Source organism: Flavobacterium sp. SM2513, assembly GCF_050908145.1.
Taxonomy (GTDB): Bacteria; Bacteroidota; Bacteroidia; order Flavobacteriales; family Flavobacteriaceae; genus Flavobacterium.
Window position 1 is genome coordinate 26,732 of the sequence record NZ_CP194228.1, and the last position, 20,347, is coordinate 47,078.

Genomic DNA, 20,347 nt, shown 5'->3' on the forward strand with positions numbered 1-20,347 from the left:
TTTTTAAAATAAATAGTATGGCTTGAACTTCTTCTTATTTCTTCAACCAATTGTTTAGAAAATCGCAATTACGGTATTCATTATTAATTTTGATGTACGTTTCTTTAATTTTTTCATCAGTCCATTTGGCAACTTCCTTAATTTGTTTGTCACGCAAAGCAAATTCTTTAATTTTCAAATAATCCTGTGAATAATCCACTGCATGTGATGGAATTCTATTAGTCACCATCATTATCTTGTATAACTTACCTTTAGTTCTATCATCTTCTACGTAAGGTAACGAAATCTCTCCTGTTTTCAAATTAGAAACCTGACCGTATAAAACGGCATCCAATTTAGTCATATCAAACTTAGTGTCCAACGATTTTGGGTTTAACAAAGTTCCACCATTCGCTTTCGTTTCTTTTTCGTCAGAGGAACTTCGTGCCGCATCAGCAAAAGTAATTTCTCCATCTACAATCTTTTTACGAATCATTGTGATTTCTTCTTTTGCGACTTTCAATGCTTCTTCAGAAACTTTTGGAGCAATCAAAATGTGACGTAACTCTACATCTTGTCCTTTAATTTTTTCAATATAAATAATATGAAAACCATATTCCGTTTCAAATGGTTCTGAAATTTGACCTTCGTCTAAACTAAAAGCCACCTCTTTAAATTCTTTTACCAAAGCTGATTTTCGGTTAACCTTCATGTAACCACCATTTGATTTTGAACCAGGATCTTGAGAATACAATACGGCTTTACTGTAAAAACTCGATCCGTTAGCGATGTCAACTTTAAATTCATTTAATTTATCAATGACTTTCTGCTTCTCCTCTTTCGTTATCTTGGGTTGAATCACGATTTGTGCAATTTCAACTTCATCACCAATAACAGGCAATTCTTCTTTCGGAATATCTACAAAAAAGTTACGTACTTCTTCTGGAGTGATTTCTACTTTGTCAATAATTGAATTTGTCATTGCAGAAGTCAACTTGTTCAACTTTAAAATATCAAAGAAATAACGACGAAACTCATCTTCTGAGTTTTTCTTGTAAAACTTCACTAAATCGTCCATTGAACCCCGACTTTGTTCGAGCATGATGTCAATTTTCTCTTCCATCGTGCTATTGATTTCGGCATCACTGACCACAATACTGTCTTGTTTTGCTTGATGAGCATAAAGGCGTTCCTCCATCAATTTCCCTAACATTTGACAGCGTGTTATTTTTGAAACATCGTTACCACTTGCCGCTATTTCAATTAAATTCTTGTCGATATCCGAATCGAGAATGATATAGTCACCTACGGTAGCAATAATGCCGTCAATCTTCATTCGTCCTTTGAAATTCTTTGAAGTCTCTGGCGCTTTTTTTACCGTATCAGTTGTAACTTCCTGAGCTTTAACCATGCCAAATGACCCTAACGTCAACAACAATAGGACTAAATTCTTACTATTTATAAACTTCATATTCTTTATTTTTGATTGCATCATCTGTAATTTCTTTTTCAAACTTTTTTATTAATTCTAACTTTCTTCTATTCAAAATTACTTGTTGCAAAGTTGGTTTTAAATATTCAAATGGACTAATTTGATTTCGATTAATAACCTTTTTAATTTTTACTAAATAAACCTTATTTAACGTATCTGACTTCTCAAAAGCCATTCCTTCGTTAATATATTTGTCTCTATTTTCAGGGGTGATAAACGGCACTCGCTTATAAACTTCATTTAGCGAAACCCAAACGGAATCATTTAATGCCGAATTTGTAAACTGCATTTGATACGTTTTCCAAAACTTAGCATCCGATTTCTTGAAATTTAAAAAGTTACTTTTAATTGCCGCAAATTTCGGATGGTCTTTAGGCAAATAGATGTAACGCAATTGCAGTAAAGTTCCATTTGTTTTAAAGTTTTGTTTATTTTCCTTATAATAATTTTGGAGCTCATCATTTGTGACAACCGTATCGACCGTAGTTTGAACTATCTTTTCAATATACGCTTTAGTATACAAATCATTTTTATACTGCTTAATCAAGTTATTAAATTCCAGTTTTTTATCATCATCTACATTTCGTTCAGCCGCTTTCATCAAAATCTTTTGAGTTGCCCAACGATCAATATAGGTTTTTATAATCATGATGCTGTCGTCTTTTGGCGTATTTGCAGGAACTAAACTGTCTAATTCCTGAGCAAACAAATAACTTTCACCTACTCGTGCAACCGCTTCTGGATTTGCATTTTTCTTGAAATAAGTACAAGAAGCAAGCGAAACAAATAAGAATATAAGGAAACAGCTTTTCTGCATTTATAATTTAATTTCAGCCTTTACATCTTCAAAAACCGCCTGATTTACTTTAATTGTAAATTCTTTCTTTAAATCAGAAACCCAATTTTCCTCTAAATATTGTTGGTAATCGTTAATCACTTTTCCTTCGCATTCTTCAAAAGTCTTTTGACCAGCTGGAATAATATTTTTAATCTTACTCACGAAATAATATTCGCCATCTTGAGAAATAGAAGTAACTCCTTTTTTATCTTGCAAATTTTTTGGTAAGAGCGTACTTCCTTCTTCAAAAACACCTTCTTTTTCTATTACTTCCAAATCTTTACCTGAATTCAAAGCTTGTTTTATTTCAGCAGCCGTTTTTCCTTTCTTCAAAAGTTTTTCGGCTTTCTTAATGTATTCTTTCTTAGTTGAAGAAACTACAAGTAGGTCATAACGTTTGTTCCATTTGTATTTCTGCACATTTTTGTCATAAAAAGCATGCAATCCTATCGTATCCGTTTTAGATTTATCCCAAATTTCCTTTTCCATCAAATCAAACAGCAATAATCCGTCGCGATACTCATTCATTACATTCGCAAATTCTGGAAATTCATTTTCTAAGTTATCGTTGTGATAAATATTCAATTGATCGTCTATGAAATCTTGATATAAAACAGCCACCATTTGTGACAAAGGTTTAATTTCAACTGCTTTCTGCTTGCGTTTTTCAATAAATGTTAAAAAATCGTTTCCAGAAACCTTCATTCGATTGATGGTCAGCAAGCTCTGATTGAAAGACGGCTTAGTATCTTTAGTGGTCTCAGCTGATTTATAAAAATCTGGAGTGAAATATTTTTCAATTGCAGCATATACTTTTTTATCGGTAGTTACAGTATAGGTTTTTCGCAATCGTTCCGTAACGGAATTCTGAATTAAGCGCGAACGTTCGTCACGACTAATTCTATTCTGCAAATCGGCTTCCATTTCCTCAAAAGATTTAACTGGAAACTTGTCATTTAATTTCACAATATGAAATCCGAAATTACTTTCAAAAGGGGCAGAAAGGGGTTGTTCTTTAGTCAAATTAAAAGCTACATTTTCAAATTCTTCTGAACTCAATTGTCCAGAACTAAACGTTGCAAGTTTACCTCCATTAGGTCCTGATGATTTGTCTTCAGAGAATTGTTTCGCCAATTCCTCAAAACGTTCTCCTTGTTGCAATTTTTGATACAACTCCTGAATGCGACTTTTATTCTTCTCATTCAGTAAAATATCATCTGACTTCATCAACATAATGTGAGACACCGAAACTTCACCGCGATTGTCGCGAACACTATTTACTTTAATTAAATGATATCCAAAACGAGATCTTACCGGTTCTGAAATTTTACCAACTTGGGTGTTATAAGCTCCGTTTTCAAAAGGATAAACCATTCTAAATGTTGAAAAATAACCCAAATTACCTTTATTGTCTTTTGCGGAAGGATCTTCAGAATATTGTACAGCTGCAGCTCCAAAATCTTCACCCGCCAGAATTTTTTTCCGAACTGAAATAGCTTTATTATATCCTATTAATGTATCCGCAGAACTTGCGTTTTCATCGACCAAAAATAAAATATGCGAACCGTTAATTTCCTTTAACGAACGATCATACGCTTCACGAACTAGTTCATTCGTCACTTTAACATCGGTTAAATAATTTTTGGCAAGTTGTGTTCTGTACGAAGCCAATTCTGTTACATATTTTGGATTATTTTGCAAACCCAGCTGATTTGCTTTATTAATCTTTAATTTATAACCTACATATAAATTGAGGTATTGATTGAGGTCTTTTTGAGATTCGTCCTTAACCAAATCGATGTTTTTATTATAAACTCTCTTAAATTCATCTGTGTAATAAGGTGTTTCATCAATCGTGAATAATACCTTTTTCGGAGTGTCTTGAGCTTTAGAAACGCAAGTTGCCATAATCAAAAAACCCAAAAACAACTGTTTTAATTTCATTCGTGTAACCTATTATGTTAATACTATGTAAAGCATCGAAGTGGATGCGTGGAATGCAAATGTAACTTGATCAATTTTCTAATTTTAATCAACGAACAAAATTAACAATTCAAACACATTATGCAAGTTAGTTGAATACTATTAACATAAAATTATACGGAGGGAATTTTGAAACCTTTAAGAGACATATAAATTAAATTCCTGTGACGATAAATTCGCTTCTTCGATTCAATTGGTGGTCGGTTTCTGAACACGGAACTCCATCGCTGCAATTATTCAACAACTGGCTTTCGCCAAATCCGGTTCCTGATAATCGATTGGCTTCAATTCCATTTTCCACAAACCAATTTACGGTAGCTGTAGCCCGGTTTTCTGATAAACTTTGATTGTTTTCAAAAGAATCGCGGCTATCAGTATGCGAACGAATGTCAATTTTTAAAGTGGGATTTTGTATCAAAACCTTTTTTATTTTCTCCAATTCAACTGCTGCATCGAATCTGATGTTTGATTTTCCTAAATCAAAATATATTGGAGCGATTGACAATTTTTTAGCAACATCATCACCTATTTTAAAAACAGGCGGTTGTTTTTTCAATTGGAACTGAGGAAGCGTAATTAACGGGAAATTTGTAGGTTCAATATAAAATTCTTGTGGAAGAAAATCGGCAGAAGTCGTTCGAATCACATATTTTTTCGCACAATCTATTATAAAACTATAGGTTCCTTTTTCATCAAGCACACATTTTTCAATCAAAGTTAAATTGGTGTCAAGTAATAAAAGCTCCACTACTGAAACAGTATTTTCTAAAATTTGCATAGCAACAGTTCCTGTCAAAACTGTTTCGCAAGGCAACGGAATTAATTCTTGAAACGCATAAATATCATCCATTCCCATGCCGTTCAATCTATTGGAAGTAAAATAACCAGTTTTATTTTCAGCGTTAATGATGAACCCAAAATCATCCATTTGCGAATTTACAGGTTCGCCAACGTTCTTCGGTTTTGAATACAAAACATTTTTGTCAAAATTAGAAACAAAAACATCCAAACCTCCCAAACCATAATGTCCGTCAGAAGCAAAATACAATTCGTTATTTTGACTCACAAATGGAAACGTTTCTCTTGCACTTGTATTGATTGAGCTTCCTAAATTTGTGGGCAATGCAAACGTTCCATCCGTATTTATATGCACTTGATATAAATCAGATGATCCATAACCGCCGGACATATCTGAGGCAAAATACAAAGTTTTTTCATCTGGACTTAAAGCTGGATGGGCCACATTATACTTGTCTGAACAAAAAGGTAAAGCACCAATCACGTTCCAATCTGTTTCCGTTTTAACGGCTTTATAGATTTTTAACAAAGTAGTTTGATTAGCATTTGTGCCTAGTTTATTGTTTTCAAAATTATTTCTCGTAAAGTACATCGTCAAACCGTCCTTAGTAAAAATCGCAGTCGATTCATTGAATTTTGATTTAATGCTTTCCGAAAACTGTACGGGTTCAGAAGTTACCGAATCAGGATAAACCACAAACAAATCTGTAAAACTTTGATTCGTCCACGAATGTTTTCTTTTAAAAACACTTCCTGTGTCCCGAGCTGTGGCAAAAACTATTTGGTCTCCAAAATAACTCGGTCCAAAATCAGAAGTAGCCGAATTAAACGACGATAAACTTATTTGATAACGACCCGAATTTTTAGCAATTCGTTTAAGTGACTCTTGACTTTCAGCAGAAGATAATGCTTGAATTGAATTCAAAATTTCGTTTGCCTCTTCATAGTTTCCAATAGATTTCAGCGATTGCGAAAATCGAAAATAGTGGATTGGCAAAATCTTTTTGTTCGTTTTAAACAAAAGGGAATACCATTTTTCGGAAGCGGTGTAATTTGCATTAAAATAATAAGAATCGGCTAGTTCTGAATAAATTTGAGATGTTCTGAACCCTTTTTCAACTGCTTTTTCTAAACTAATAATGGCATCACTATACGCCAAATCCTGAAATTGTTGATGACCTTGTTGCACCAATTTTTGCGACCAAACCGGAAGCGTCACAATCAAGAACAAAGCGTAAAAAAGGAAGCGTGTTTTCATTACATAAGATTTTAGAAAAAACGAGGTGAAATTATTTTATTGTATTTGCTGAACAATTCAAATCTCAGGAAAATTTCATGCGATCCAGAGTTATAATTATATAAGTGGGTTGTATCCGCATCATAAGCATAACCAATTTGCCATGCATCACTGACCTGAAAACCTACTAAGCCCGTTACAGCCGCATTTAATCGGTAAGCTATTCCAGCAGTAAATTTTTGATTGAAAAGGAAATTGGCAGAAAAATCCATTTGCAAAGGAGCTCCTTGAACGAGCTTCGTCATCAATGCGGGTTTAAATTGCCAGTCTGTATTTAAATCAAACACTTTTCCAGCAATCAAATAAATATGCATTTTATCTCTTGCCGTAGAACTAATATTATCATCGTATCTTTTAGTTTCCAAAAAATTTGGCACTGAAATTCCAAGGTAATTTTTGTCCGAATGCCAATAAATTCCAACGCCTACGTTAGGTGAAAACTGTTTGTCAATTTCATTTTGTTCACTCAAAACCACATCATTTGGATCACGAATCGTTAAGCGGCTGTAATCAACACTTAGCCAATTTAGCGAAGTTTTCAAGCCAAATGACAGTTTTGCAGTAGTTGAAGTGGGAATGTAATACGAGACGTCAGCCGAAAATGTATTGTTGTCTGAAACTCCAATCCGGTCGTTGACAAGTGAAATTCCGTACCCTAATTTGGTATTTGAAACCGGTTTATTTACAGAAAAAACATTAGTAACCGGAGCTCCGTCAATTCCAACCCACTGATTTCGGTGCAATAAAAACAAACTTGTTACGCCACGCGAACCCGCATATGCTGGATTTACTGCCACGGTATTGTACATGTATTGGGTATATTCCGAATCTTGTTGTGCCAATAATACAGGCGAAACCAAAAGAAAAATATACAAAAATAGAAAGCGATTTAGAAATGATTTCATTCTGCGTTTTATTTCAGATATAGAATTGTTCTTCAAAATTGATTCTTGAAAATTACAAAAATAATTTTAAAGCGACAGCGTTTTCACATATTGAACAAAAACTGTTAATTTATCGCTCTAATGGCATTGATTTTCAATACTATTTTTGTGTTAATCAAAACTTATACTTTATATTTGAATCTTAAATTAGCCGTAAAAATTGTTTATGTATTTCAATAAAGTCACTTACTCCTGGATTTTCAGTTTTTTATTAAGTACAGTTACTTTTGCACAAGGTTCAGACAAGATTATTTGGACGTCTGACACTGATTTATTACCGCAAAATAGTGTCAAGTCAATTGTCCCAGATAAGTACGGCTATCTGTGGTTGAGTACTGAAAATGGTTTAGTGCGTTACGACGGAAAAAACTATAAGATTTACAACAGCCAAAATTTAAATTTAAAAAGCAACCGTACGCTTTTTATTCAAGGGAATCCAATTTCTGATAGTTTGTTTGTCGCTACTGATTTTTCTCAAGATTTAGTATTAATACATAACCGAGAGGCAATTAAGGTGGACTCCTCAAAAATTCCTAATTCGAAAACATATTTAAATACAGACGGCAAATTTCACAACGCTGTGGGAGCCTTTGCAGTAGACTTAGATGAATATGAGTACAAAGTTTCTTTACCATCGTTGAAGTATTACATAATTACAAAAAATGAAATCAAATATTATTCCTCAAAAAACAAACTTTTAGCATCAACTCCATTTATAAATGCAGAAGCTAAGAACTTTTTCAGCATTGGAGAAAAACTATTCTACCTAAAAAATGCAGAGCACTTTGCTGTTTTTACTGAAGGTAAAATAAAATGGAATTATCTTAACAATGTCTTTTCCACAGACTTTCAATTAATATGGAATAAAGCGTCCAACCAAGTTTTTATCATTTCCGATAATTTGTTAAGTAGAATAAAATTTCAAAATGAAAAATTAACCTTGGAGGTAATAATCAAAAATGAGCAAATAAAATTAAAAAGCATTATTGCCGTTTATTACGACGAAAACATTCAAACTCTTTTTTTGGGAAGTAGCACAAGCGGATTGGGAATTCACAAAAAACAAAAATTTAAAACCATATCCTATTTTGATGACAAACATTCTTCTGTATTCTATGCTATAGAATCATTTAGCGATAAAACAATTCTATCCGCTTCTGGATTTGTGATGAATAAAGATACTATTGTGCATAATTATAATTTTATCACTAGGGATAAAACGATTATGCATTTGGATCAAAATAAAAATCTTTGGTTAAAATCCCATAATAATCTTTATTATTATAGTAAAGCAGATGAATACAAAAAGTTCAAAACCTATACTTTTAGTGAAAAAACGCAAACCATTTTCCAGGAAAATCCTGATAAAATTTGGGTTGTTTTAGTAAAAGGAATTGAGAATAGAAGTCGGTTAGTTTATTTCAAACCAAATCAAAATCCAACATTTAAAACATATTGCAGTCTCGATTTTCGCGTGAATTACATGCAAAAAAGTCTTGATGGAAAAATTTGGTTAGCAGGCTCTAAAGGTCTATATGAACTAGATTACGGTCTAAATATTCTAAAACACATTAAGGGAACAGGAAATCTAGACATAAGAAGTGTTTTACAAACGGGACAAAATGAAGTGTGGATTTGCACCTATGAAAGTGGGTTTTATGTGTACAAAGATGGAGTTCTACATAAGTTCCCATTAGACAAAAATGGATATTTATCTACCACCCATTATATTATGGAAGATACCAACGGTTTTTTCTGGATTACCACTAACAAAGGACTTTTTCAAGTTAAAAAAGAAGCATTACGTTCCTACATTAAAAATCCTGATAAAAGTATTTATTACCACTACTACAATAAAGAGTCTGGATTTTTTACCAATGAATTTAACGGTGGAAGCTCGCCTTTTAGTGCCAAATTAGGGACACAATTTTTCTTGCCCAGTATGAATGGAGTAGTGACCTTCGACACCAAAAAAATCAAACCATTAGAACCCAACAATCCCATTTATATTGATGAAATCAAAGTGGATGACAAAGCAATTGGCGTTTCAAATTCATTTAACTTACCCAATAATTACCAACGGGTGACGTTTAGTTTTTCCAGTCCTTATTTTGGAAATCCGTTCAATACTAATTTCGAAGCCAAACTGGAAGGACCAACTGGTTTAGGATGGACTCCCTTATCTGTTGAAAATAAATATTCTTTTACAAAACTTTCTCCGGGATCCTACACCTTAACCGTACGGAAATTATCAGGTTTCGATTCAGAATACACCTACAAGAAAGTGAAAATTGAAATCGCTCCACTGTTTTACGAAACAAGATGGTTCATTCTATTGATGGTGCTACTAGGTGCTTTATTGATTTATACTGCTATAAAAGTATATTCTAATAATGTAAGACGTCGTAATAAAATACTTATTCGAAAAATTGCAGAAAAAACCAAAGATTTACAAGACACCATTGGAACGCTTCGTACTACAAAAGACAACATGAAAAAACAAGCGGACAAAAACAATAAATTAATTCAGATTATTTCGCATGACATCAAAAGTCCTCTGAAGTTTATGTCAATGGCAAGCAAATATATGTATGACGACTTTGATCCTAATAGTCCGGATTTGAAAGAAAATATATTAGCCATATACACTTCATCTTCTCAAATATATAACTTCTTAGATAACGTACTTTCCTATTCAAAAGTAAATTCCGCAGACGGGGAACTCGAAAACGACCATTTTCTGCTTTGTGAAGAAATCCAACACAAAATTAGATTCTTTAAAAACATTGCCAATGCTGAGAAAACGCATCTGAATAATCTAATACCAAAGGAATTTTTATTGCATACCAATCGATCGTTGTTTGCTATTATCATTCACAACCTACTTGACAATGCATTGAAACACACAAACATGACCGTTATTGAGTTTTCAGCAAAAAAAGAAGAAGATAATGTTTTTATAACAATTAAAGACGGTGGAAAAGGGATGAATTTAGAAACCTTACACTATTACCAGTCTGTTATTTCCGATTTTGATTTAAACAAAAACAAGTCCAACAAAAAGTTGGGTTTTCACTTAGTAATTGAATTAATGTTGATTTTGAATGGAAAAATTGAATTGCAAAGCACAGAAGGAAAAGGTACTATAATTACGCTTCAGTTCAGCAATCAAACCGAAAAAGAATCATCGTAAGCTTGCAATAAGGATACTAAAGCAACGGTGTTATTGATGGATAGTTTTTCGAAAATTCGGTTTTTATAAGTACTTACGGTGCTGTTCTGCAAGTTAAGTCGGTTAGCAATTTCTAGATTACCTTCACCTTTAACTAATAAACGTGCAATTTCTATTTCACGATTGGACAAAATATCCAGCGGATTATCCGACTTTTTATTTAAAGAAGCACTAATAATTTTCTTTTTGATGGCTTCACTCATGTAAGTGCCATCTTCAATCATCGCTTTAAATGCAATTCTGAATTCACTTTCGGAACTCAATTTATTTAAATATCCATCGGCACCTGCTTTCAAATAACGCATTGCATACAATTCTTCTTCGTACGCGGAAAATACTAAAATTTTAATTTCAGGACTGATGGCTTTAATTAATTCCACCATTTGAACCCCTTTTCCCTCAGGAATCGAAATATCTAAAACAATTAAATAAAGTAAATTTGTCTCTAGTATATGTAGTGCTTCATCAAAATCCGCGGCATGGAGAATAGTCAAATCTTCGTACGATTCTTTCAATATCATCGAAATCCCTTGCCTGACAACACTATGGTCATCAGCTAAAAGAATCTTCTTAGGTAAGTTTGTCATATCTGCTATCTATATAGATTTCTAAACAATCCAAAAATAGTGCAAAAAAATCAATATTTATAGTATTTTTATATTTTTTAGCACTCTCGGATTGGATAAAACGAAAGTCCAACTAGATTTTTTCAAAAAGCCATTTATTCCATAAGAATCGTTATTTTTGCAACCAAGAAAAATAACTATGAGTTTTACTACAGAGATAGACAGACGCCGTACCTTCGGAATCATTTCACATCCCGATGCGGGAAAGACTACATTAACCGAAAAATTGTTGCTTTTTGGTGGTGCGATTCAAGAAGCGGGTGCTGTAAAAAATAATAAAATTAAAAAAGGAGCTACTTCTGATTTTATGGAAATTGAACGCCAAAGAGGGATTTCAGTTTCAACATCAGTATTGGCTTTTAACTATAAGGACAAAAAAATAAACATTCTTGATACTCCAGGTCACAAGGATTTTGCCGAAGATACATTTCGAACATTGACCGCTGTGGATAGTGTGATTGTTGTAATTGACGTAGCAAAAGGGGTTGAAGAGCAAACGGAAAAGTTAGTTTCTGTTTGTAGAATGCGAAATATTCCAATGATTGTTTTTATCAATAAATTAGATCGTGAAGGTAAAGATGCCTTCGATTTAATGGACGAAGTGGAGCAAAAATTAGGTTTAACGGTAACTCCCATGAGTTTCCCTATCGGGATGGGCTACGATTTCCAGGGAATCTATAATATTTGGGAAAAAAATCTGAATCTATTTAGTGGCGACAGTCGTAAAAATATCGAAGACACCATTGCTTTTTCAGAGGTGAACAATCCTGAATTAGAGAAAATTATTGGCGAAAAACCTGCCCATAAATTGCGAGAAGAATTAGAACTTATTCGCGAAGTATACCCTGATTTTGATAACGATGCATATTTAAAAGGGGACTTGCAACCGGTATTTTTTGGTTCTGCATTAAATAATTTTGGTGTACGGGAATTGTTAGATTGTTTTGTAGAAATCGCTCCTTCTCCCCGACCTAAAGAATCAGAAACCAGACTTGTTGACCCCTACGAAGAAAAAATGTCTGGTTTTATTTTTAAGATTCATGCCAACATGGATCCGAAACACCGCGACCGACTCGCGTTTTTGAAGATTGTATCGGGAACTTTTGAACGAAACAAACCGTATTACCACGTGCGTCAGAAAAAGAATTTTAAATTCTCCAGTCCGAATGCCTTTTTTGCAGAAAAAAAAGAAATTGTAGATATTTCCTATCCCGGCGATATCGTTGGACTTCATGATACCGGTAATTTTAAAATTGGTGATACCTTAACCGAAGGAGAGATAATGAGTTTCAAAGGAATTCCAAGTTTTTCTCCGGAACATTTTAGATACATCAATAATGCAGATCCACTGAAAGCGAAACAATTAGATAAAGGTATTGACCAACTGATGGACGAAGGTGTAGCACAATTATTTACTTTAGAACTGAACAACCGGAAAGTAATTGGTACGGTCGGAGCTTTGCAATACGAGGTCATCCAATACCGTTTGGAACACGAATATGGCGCGAAGTGTAACTATGAAAATTTCCCAGTGCACAAAGCCTGTTGGGTTCAACCCCAAGATCCTAAAAACGATGAATTCAAAGAATTTAAACGCATCAAACAGAAGTTTTTAGCCAAAGACAAATACGGTCAGTTGGTTTTTCTTGCAGATTCCGATTTCACAATCCAAATGACGGTTGCAAAATATCCGACCGTAAAATTGCATTTTACTTCTGAATTAATTTAACCACAATTAAACATATACGCCATGCTATTTTTTAGTAAAAAAAACATTTTAAAAGATTTGATTCCCAGCGATCATGTTGATTTCCATTCGCATTTGCTGTTTGGAATTGACGATGGAGCAAAAACATTTCAAGAAACGCTTCATCTTACCAAGTCCTTGATGAACTTTGGAATTAAACAAATCATCACGACGCCGCACATCATGCAACATGTTTGGGACAATACCTCTGAAGGTATTATCGAGCGTAAAAACGAGGTGAACGCACTTTTGCTCGAGGAAGGAATTGACATTTCATTTCATGCAGCTGCAGAGTACTTGATGGACGACAATTTTGTGCAATTGTTCAAAAAGCAAAAGTTATTGACATTGAAAGAAAATTATGTTTTAGTAGAAATGTCCTATATCAATGCGCCAATTCAGCTGTACGATATTTTATTTGATTTACAAGTAGCAGGCTACAGGCCCGTTTTGGCTCATCCGGAACGGTATAATTTTTACCACCACAATTTTGATGAATATCAAAAACTAAAAAAAGCCGGTTGCCTATTTCAACTCAATTTATTATCAGTGGTGGGTTATTATGGCGAAAACGTTGCCAAAACAGCTCAAAAATTATTAGCGCAAGGACTGATTGATTTTGCAAGCTCAGATACGCACCATCAAAAACACATTGATTCCTTTGAAGGGAAAGTGCTATTGAAAGACATCAAACCTTTACAAGAGTGTATTGCAAATAGTAGTTTTTTCAAACACTAATCACAGGTAAAGCATTTTGTGAATTTGAAATTTTCTACTTCTGTAATTAGACAACAAAGCATTTAAAATAATATCTTTTGATGTACGATTGTATGGTCTTTTGTATAAATCCGCACAAGCAAAAATTGATTAGTAGCTAGTATATTTTGAAGCGTTATCTTAGAATCATTTACACCTTCTTCTGTATATATAACTCTTCCGGCAGCGTCAATCAGTTCAATTTTATCCATAATAACGGAACCCGCATTGATGGTAATATTTTGATTATGCACTGCAATTAAAATACTATTTTTTACAAATTCTGAATCTGTTGTACCTAGCGTGCTGCTATAATGCACTTCAAAACGTTCATTAAATAATCCTAATTGAGTAGTAAAGGTATAAGCTGATAATTTCAAATTATGTAAAACCGCCGTTAAATTATCTTTTAAGAAGATGTTTTGATTTTCTGCGAACAATCCATCAAAATCAGCAAGCGAAATCGTATAACTTCCTGTAACATTGGTTTTAAACCCTAACGGCACAACATCTGTATCAACAAAAGGCAGGCTTCGCCCTTGAATGATATATTCCTTATTTCCAATCAAAGAGGTCAATGCGATAACACCATCGTTGAAATATAATGCATCAATTCCATTATCCGCATCTTCTGTAGCACCAATTTTATAGCCAATTAAGGTTTGTCCTACAATTTCAGTGACGTGTGATAAATTCAACCAGAGACGGTGCATTTCGGCAGTTTCAGTGCTCGACTTAAAGAAAGTAGCTGCTCCATTCGTTCGCATTTCATTATTAAAAATTAAATCTCCAGGAACGGCAGAATTGGCTACCACAAAAAATCCTTGACCTGTTTGAATATCCGTTGGAGTTATCGTATTGATATTTACATCTGCACTCACAAATCCCATAGAAGTATAAGTGGCATAACCGCTTACACCTGTGTATAGAGGATCAGTACTTGCTTGTTTTCTCCAGAAATATAAGGTGGTTGCAAGAGTAGGATTTGCTGCAAAAAACGAGGGAATTGAAATAGCAGATGGATACGGGTTTCCTACCAAATTTAATCCATTACTAACAGATGGTACAATTCCATAAAGCGGAATCGTAATTGCACCATTATTTAATATTCCCTTAAAAACGCCTGGGTAAAATTGCGGTGTTGCATCAACAGCATATGGAGTTGAGTTATTTGGCATGCGAATTAGATACCCTTTTGCCAAAAGAAACTTCTTGTGAAGTACATCCGCATTCGTAAAAATTTCTTGTTTGTAAGACCCATTCACGGAAGTGTCAAAATCATACGTCGAGAAACGATTGAATAAAGTGGCGGGAGAAAAATTTCGCAAATTGGGTTCAAAAACCGGTGACGACCACAACGTATAATCTTGCCGAAACAGATCATAAGAATTGCGCTTTACGGTAGCTAGAGCGGTACTAGGAATACTAGAGTTTTGCAGAAGCGTCCCGTTATTTTCAATTACAAAATAATCGACGCCGGCTTCATTATTTATTGCATTTTCTACTGTTAATGTAGTTCCTGAAGCTACGGTAAAAAAAGTTCCTGGTTTGATGGTCAAAGAATTCGTAACTAAATCGGTAGAAGTAATAAAGTCGTCTAAAATCACGGCATGCATTTCAATAGTGGGAATTCCATTGTCCCACGAACCGTTTTCATAAGTGGTAATGTCATTCTTGAAGTGAATTTCAAAACGCTCGTTAAAAACGCCTATTTGCGAGGTAAAAGTATAATGGGATACTTTCAAATTTTGCAGCGTTCCTGTTACCTTATCTTTCAAGAAAATAGCTTGACTGGATAAAAACAATCCATCAAAGTTAGCTAATGCAATCGTAAAACTTCCCGCAACATCTGTTTTAAATCCAAGCCGCACAACATCTGTATTGAGAAAAGGCACGCTTCTTCCCTGGATAATGTATTCGTTGTTGTTAATGAGTGACGTTAACGCTAGTGCACTGTCATTGAAATACAATGCGTCAATACCACTATCAACTCCTTGGGTCGCCCCCGTAACATACCCAATAAGCGTCTGTCCTACTGCCGTACTTCCATATTTTAAATTCAACCAGAAACGGTGCAATTCAAAGTCTTGTTCGGATGAATGTGATTCGGTAAAATTTAAATTCGCAACTCCATTTCTACTACTTAACTTGGATCCTGATGACAAATTACTGTTGCTATATCCCAAAATATTTGTAAAAACAAGCAGCATAAACAACAATACTACCTTACTTGAACATAGTAAATAAAAAGATTCTTTTATTTTCATTTGAGATTTCGTTTAATTTTAATTACTGAGTGTTAGATAAAAAGTAAATATATATCTTTTTTAATAGAGTTAATAAAGTGTTAAGGCAACTTCGTTAAAATAATGCTATTGACATTGCATCTAAAAATATACCTGTAAAAAAAGCCTTCTCATTACTGAGAAGGCTATAAAAAATAAATAGATTAATTCTTGATATTTAAACCGTTGCAGGCGCTTTTTTCTTTAATAAAACAAAAGCAGTTGCAACTCCTACTACCAACATTGGCAAAAGATAGTCGCTAATTGGTGCTGGATCTAAAGGTGCTTCTTCTGGATCTACCACAGGATCTGGATCCTCAGGAAATTGTGCAGATACTCCCGTTACGGCGAAGAAAAATACTAATGTTAAAATGGCTTTTGTTAATTTACTTAATTTCATAGTTTCTAATTTAAAATATTATTTTCTGATTTACTATATTATTCTCTTTAGTATTTATACGAACGATTAGCATTTGATTAGTGGACACTACATTTTTAAGAGTCGTTCTAGACGCGTTTACGGCTTCTTGTGTATAAATAACTCTTCCACTTACATCAATTAATTCTACTTTTTCGATAATTACAGTTCCCGAATTTATTGTGATTTGTTGGTTTTTAACACCTATCAAAATACTATTCTCTGCCAGAACCGGAACATCTGTTCCTAGTGTACTGTTGGTAAATTGCACTTCAAAACGGTCATTAAAAACTCCAATCGGAGTAGTAAATGTGTACCCTGCCAATTTCAAATTCTGCAAAGTACCCGTTAAATTATCTTTCAGATAAATAGCTTGATCAGCTGCAAATAATCCGTCAAAATTAGCTAAGGCAATCGTAAATTCTGCGGCAATATCCGACTTAAATCCCAATTGTACAACATCTGTGTCAACAAAAGGCAAACTTCTTCCTTGAATGACGTACTCATTGTTCTCAATTACAGAGGTTAAAGCTAATGGACTGTCGTTAAAATAAACAGCATCCAAACCACTATCTACACCTTGAGTAGCTCCAGTAGCGTATCCTACCAAGGTTTGTCCTACTACATTATTTGCATCAGATAAATTCAACCAAAAACGGTTTAATTCTGCTGGAGTTTCATTAGATGATTTTAAGAATAAAGTGCCACTAGTGTTACTTCGCATTGAATTAGTAAAATTCAATGTAGTTGCAGTTTTGTTTTGAATTAAAAATCCTTGACCTGGTTTAATTGTATTGTCCATGCTTGTGCCATTTACATCTGGCTGAGCACTTGTCAATCCTAAACCTGTAGAAGTCGCATACCCACTTCCCGCTACACCATTTGTTTTTCTCCAAAAATATAAAGTTTGCTCAATATCTGGATTACCCGCGAAAAACGCGCTTATAGAAATAGGCGAAGGGTAAGGATTACCTACCAAATTAAATTTAGTATTTGCTCCAGAAAGCGCAAGACCTAAATCTCCATTATTTAAATTACCTCTAAAACTACCAAGGTAAGACTGTGCTTCATTTGAATTTTCATTCAATACCCAGTTGTTAGGCATACGTATCAGGTAACCTTTACCAATTTCAAACTGTTTAGTAGTAACATCCTCTGCAGTAAATAATTCTTGTTGGTAATCACCGTTCGTTCCTGCGGCAGTATCATAAGAAGAGAAACGATTGAATAAAGTCTCTGGCGAAAAGCTACGCAAGTTTTGTCCCGTTACAGGAGAAGACCATAAAGTGTAATCTTGACGGAATAAGTTAGACGAATTGCGTTTCACGACAAACATTCCAGTATTAGATACATCAGAAGTTTGTACTACAAATGCATCATTTTGTACTACAAAAGTATCAACTCCTTCCATAGAAGAGTTGTTTACAATTGCATTAGTAACTGTTAAAGTAGTTCCGGTCGCAACAGTGAAAATTCCAGAAGTAACGGTTAATGATTTTGCCTCCAAATCTACTGTTGTAGTAAAGTTTGAAACAGTAAAAGCATTTATATTCGCTGTTGGAACTCCATTAGACCAAACACCATTTTCATAAGTAGTAGCCGCTTCTAATGTGGTTACAGAAATTTCAGTGGAGCTTTCTGAAGTGGAGTTAGCATCAATTGCACGAACTACGTAAAAATATTCACTACCTGAATTTAGACCTGTAACATCATATGAAGTCACATTTCCTACATTTTGTCCGTCAACAACAAGAGCAGCACTCGATCCTCCAGAAAAAGAATGAGAACCTAAATTAGTTGTGTTTGCCGTACTATTATACGTAAAGGAAGAAACAATCCATTGAGAATCTTCCACTGTAGTTCCTGCGGAAGTGGCCCAATTGGTTGTAGGCGAAGTAACATCTGCTTTTCTTATTAAAATCTTATCTACGGTTGCATTATTTGTTCCTGCAACACTCCATCCTGATCCAGGATCTGGGCCTTCTTCTCCAACAGCATCGATCAAAGTAAAGGTTGTTCCCGTTCCTCCATTCCATGCAAGCCCTACGGCGTCATCTCCATTATAATTTAAAGAGGTGGTATATAAGGTTGCTCCTAAAACATCGCTTGCATTATTAGCAATTACATAAGTTGCGTTATTTAATAAAGTCCCTGTTAGAGAAATAGTCGACTCAGGCCAAGTCCCTCCGTTTGAAATTCCCCAAATTTCATAATTTGCCAAATCTACATCAGCTCCTGTTCCATTAAAAATTTCGATATATTTTTTATTTCCTCCACTTCCTTCACCGTATTCTGATAGAATCAAGTTCGTAGCATTTGTGCCCGGAACAACTTCATAAACATCCAATTCGTAAGCAGTCGCTCCCGCAACGGCATCCCAATTTGCTGTGAAACCTGATGCATTGACAGCAGTTCCCGCATTAGCGGTAGGCGTTTCAATAGACGTAGTCATAAACGAACTCTGAGCTCCATAAACCACTCCTATTCCATCTGTTGCATACGCTTTGTAGTAGTAGGTTGTGTTCGATTGTAATCCAGACAACGATACGGTAAAATTACCTGCATTTAGGTTACTTGCAGAAGCACTTGTTCCTGTTCCCTCAACAAAATTTTCGGTAGTACTGTACTCAAAGCCATAATCTGTTACTACAGAACAGCCTTCTGTTAAACTTCCTGTAACAGTAGCTGCCGAAGAAGTAATTCCAAAAGGTAAATCGGTAGTAGCACTTGCTGGTGTATTAATTCCAGAGGCAACAACCGACACGTCTAATGCAGATGCTCCACCACCAGTTATTGAAATCATTCCATCATAAGACTGTGCTGCTGTAGGTGTGAATTTCACATACACATCAACAGAAAGCTCTTCAAAAAAAGGAGCTATTGTTAGTGTTGCTGTGTAGGTCCCGTTTTCAGAAAGGGAGAAAGTAAATCCTGGTAAAGCATTTACAACCACATTACTTTCTAAATTGTTACCCATCAAAGTGAAACTATTTGCTGAAGTGGTCGTGCTTAAACAAGTTGAAGCAAAATCTTCTAGTAAACCTGCATTCAAAACGGGTGTTCCTGCCGTATTGACTGGCCCAATCCATGGACTATAAACTTCGACTCCAGGCGTAGTTCCTGTAGCAGCACCTGCTAAGACACCCAATTGAATATATTTTCCTAATTCAGTAGCCGTTAACGTATAATTTACATCTGTAGCTCCAGCAATAGCCAACTGATTAGAACCTAATGCGTCATCTGCCATATACCATTGAAAAGTAGAAGCATCGACATCTTCTTCAACATCACTATAAACGTAACTACCCATTAATTCAACTCCTGTATTGGGCAATCCCGTGATTGCAACATCAGTAACTGTTGGAACTGTATTTGCCGGGGCTGTTAATTTGTATAAAAGTATATCCTTTTGACTACCGGTATAACAGGCAAATCGAGGGCTTGATGTATTATACTGTAAAAACCTTGTTGTTAAAGCACTATTTTTAAATTCAAAAACTGATGAAGCATACGTAATAATCCATCGCTGATTGTTAGCAACAACAGCGTCAACAATTTGAACATTATTGCTACTTCCTGTATAGGACACATATTTAGTAGAACTTTCATTATAAATAGTCTTTCCTAATCCATTAGTTTCAATTTTCCAAACGATATCTGCAGTAGGATTACTAAGGGAATTGGCACTTGGCGAAACCTCTGTTTTACCTAAATAAGTACCATTATGCGCGTTGTTCATCGCAAAACCATCTGTTTCATCTACAATTACATAATATCCGTCAGTAACGTCAGCCACATTGGTAATTTTATTAAATGTTCCAGTACCAGAATACTGTCCCCACCCGACATTTACAAAGAGCAGCATCAAGAACAGCGGGAATACGTTTTTAATAAACGTTAAACTAGAGTAATTTTTTTTATTCATGTTTTCTATATTTAAGTTTGATTTTCA

The 20,347-nt window shown here is 34.6% G+C and carries 12 protein-coding genes; 3 read left to right on the forward strand and 9 right to left on the reverse strand.

Features of this window, described 5'->3' with window-relative positions; translation table 11 throughout:
* Positions 1-34 precede the first annotated feature (34 nt).
* The 5 genes from ACQ5J2_RS00100 to ACQ5J2_RS00120 all read right to left on the reverse strand — a co-directional run bounded on the left by ACQ5J2_RS00100 (position 35) and on the right by ACQ5J2_RS00120 (position 7,292).
* Positions 35-1,450, reverse strand: coding sequence for a peptidylprolyl isomerase (locus ACQ5J2_RS00100; RefSeq protein ID WP_432671664.1), 1,416 nt, complete (start codon positions 1,448-1,450; stop codon positions 35-37).
* A complete protein-coding gene (locus tag ACQ5J2_RS00105) occupies positions 1,434-2,288 on the reverse strand; it encodes a hypothetical protein (RefSeq protein WP_432671665.1) in 855 nt (284 codons plus the stop codon). The genes ACQ5J2_RS00100 and ACQ5J2_RS00105 overlap by 17 nt, the downstream gene beginning before the upstream one ends.
* The gene (locus tag ACQ5J2_RS00110) at positions 2,289-4,253 is read right to left on the reverse strand and encodes a peptidylprolyl isomerase (protein WP_432671666.1); all 1,965 of its coding nucleotides are present in this window, start codon (positions 4,251-4,253) and stop codon (positions 2,289-2,291) included.
* A gap of 193 nt (positions 4,254-4,446) precedes the next feature.
* A complete protein-coding gene (locus ACQ5J2_RS00115; RefSeq protein WP_432671667.1) occupies positions 4,447-6,348 on the reverse strand; it encodes an OmpA family protein in 1,902 nt (633 codons plus the stop codon).
* Between the two features lie 11 nt (positions 6,349-6,359).
* On the reverse strand, positions 6,360-7,292 hold the full coding sequence (locus tag ACQ5J2_RS00120; RefSeq protein WP_432671668.1) for a PorP/SprF family type IX secretion system membrane protein: 933 nt from the start codon (positions 7,290-7,292) through the stop codon (positions 6,360-6,362).
* A 205-nt stretch (positions 7,293-7,497) separates the two neighbouring features.
* Between ACQ5J2_RS00120 and ACQ5J2_RS00125 the strand changes: the two genes are divergently transcribed.
* Positions 7,498-10,524 (forward strand): sensor histidine kinase, encoded by a 3,027-nt coding sequence (locus ACQ5J2_RS00125; protein WP_432671669.1) that lies wholly within the window; start codon positions 7,498-7,500, stop codon positions 10,522-10,524.
* On the opposite strand, the gene ACQ5J2_RS00130 is transcribed toward ACQ5J2_RS00125, so the two are convergent.
* Positions 10,500-11,150, reverse strand: a complete 651-nt coding sequence (locus ACQ5J2_RS00130) for a response regulator (RefSeq protein WP_432671670.1) — start codon at positions 11,148-11,150, stop codon at positions 10,500-10,502. The two genes, ACQ5J2_RS00125 and ACQ5J2_RS00130, sit on opposite strands and share 25 nt — an antisense overlap.
* 178 nt (positions 11,151-11,328) lie before the next feature.
* Between ACQ5J2_RS00130 and ACQ5J2_RS00135 the strand changes: the two genes are divergently transcribed.
* Positions 11,329-12,918, forward strand: a complete 1,590-nt coding sequence (locus ACQ5J2_RS00135; protein WP_432671671.1) for a peptide chain release factor 3 — start codon at positions 11,329-11,331, stop codon at positions 12,916-12,918.
* A gap of 21 nt (positions 12,919-12,939) precedes the next feature.
* Positions 12,940-13,674 carry a tyrosine-protein phosphatase gene (locus ACQ5J2_RS00140; RefSeq protein ID WP_432671672.1) on the forward strand — a complete coding sequence of 245 codons (735 nt, stop codon included), beginning with the start codon at positions 12,940-12,942 and terminating at the stop codon, positions 13,672-13,674.
* A 62-nt stretch (positions 13,675-13,736) separates the two neighbouring features.
* On the opposite strand, the gene ACQ5J2_RS00145 is transcribed toward ACQ5J2_RS00140, so the two are convergent.
* The 3 genes from ACQ5J2_RS00145 to ACQ5J2_RS00155 all read right to left on the reverse strand — a co-directional run bounded on the left by ACQ5J2_RS00145 (position 13,737) and on the right by ACQ5J2_RS00155 (position 20,320).
* Positions 13,737-15,959 carry a hypothetical protein gene (locus ACQ5J2_RS00145; protein ID WP_432671673.1) on the reverse strand — a complete coding sequence of 741 codons (2,223 nt, stop codon included), beginning with the start codon at positions 15,957-15,959 and terminating at the stop codon, positions 13,737-13,739.
* Positions 15,960-16,155: 196 nt separating this feature from the next.
* Complete coding sequence (locus tag ACQ5J2_RS00150; protein WP_432671674.1) at positions 16,156-16,377, reverse strand: hypothetical protein; 222 nt, start codon at positions 16,375-16,377, stop codon at positions 16,156-16,158.
* A gap of 10 nt (positions 16,378-16,387) precedes the next feature.
* Positions 16,388-20,320: a lamin tail domain-containing protein gene (locus ACQ5J2_RS00155; RefSeq protein WP_432671675.1), complete on the reverse strand. Its 3,933-nt coding sequence runs from the start codon at positions 20,318-20,320 to the stop codon at positions 16,388-16,390.
* Between the last annotated feature and the right edge of the window lie 27 nt (positions 20,321-20,347).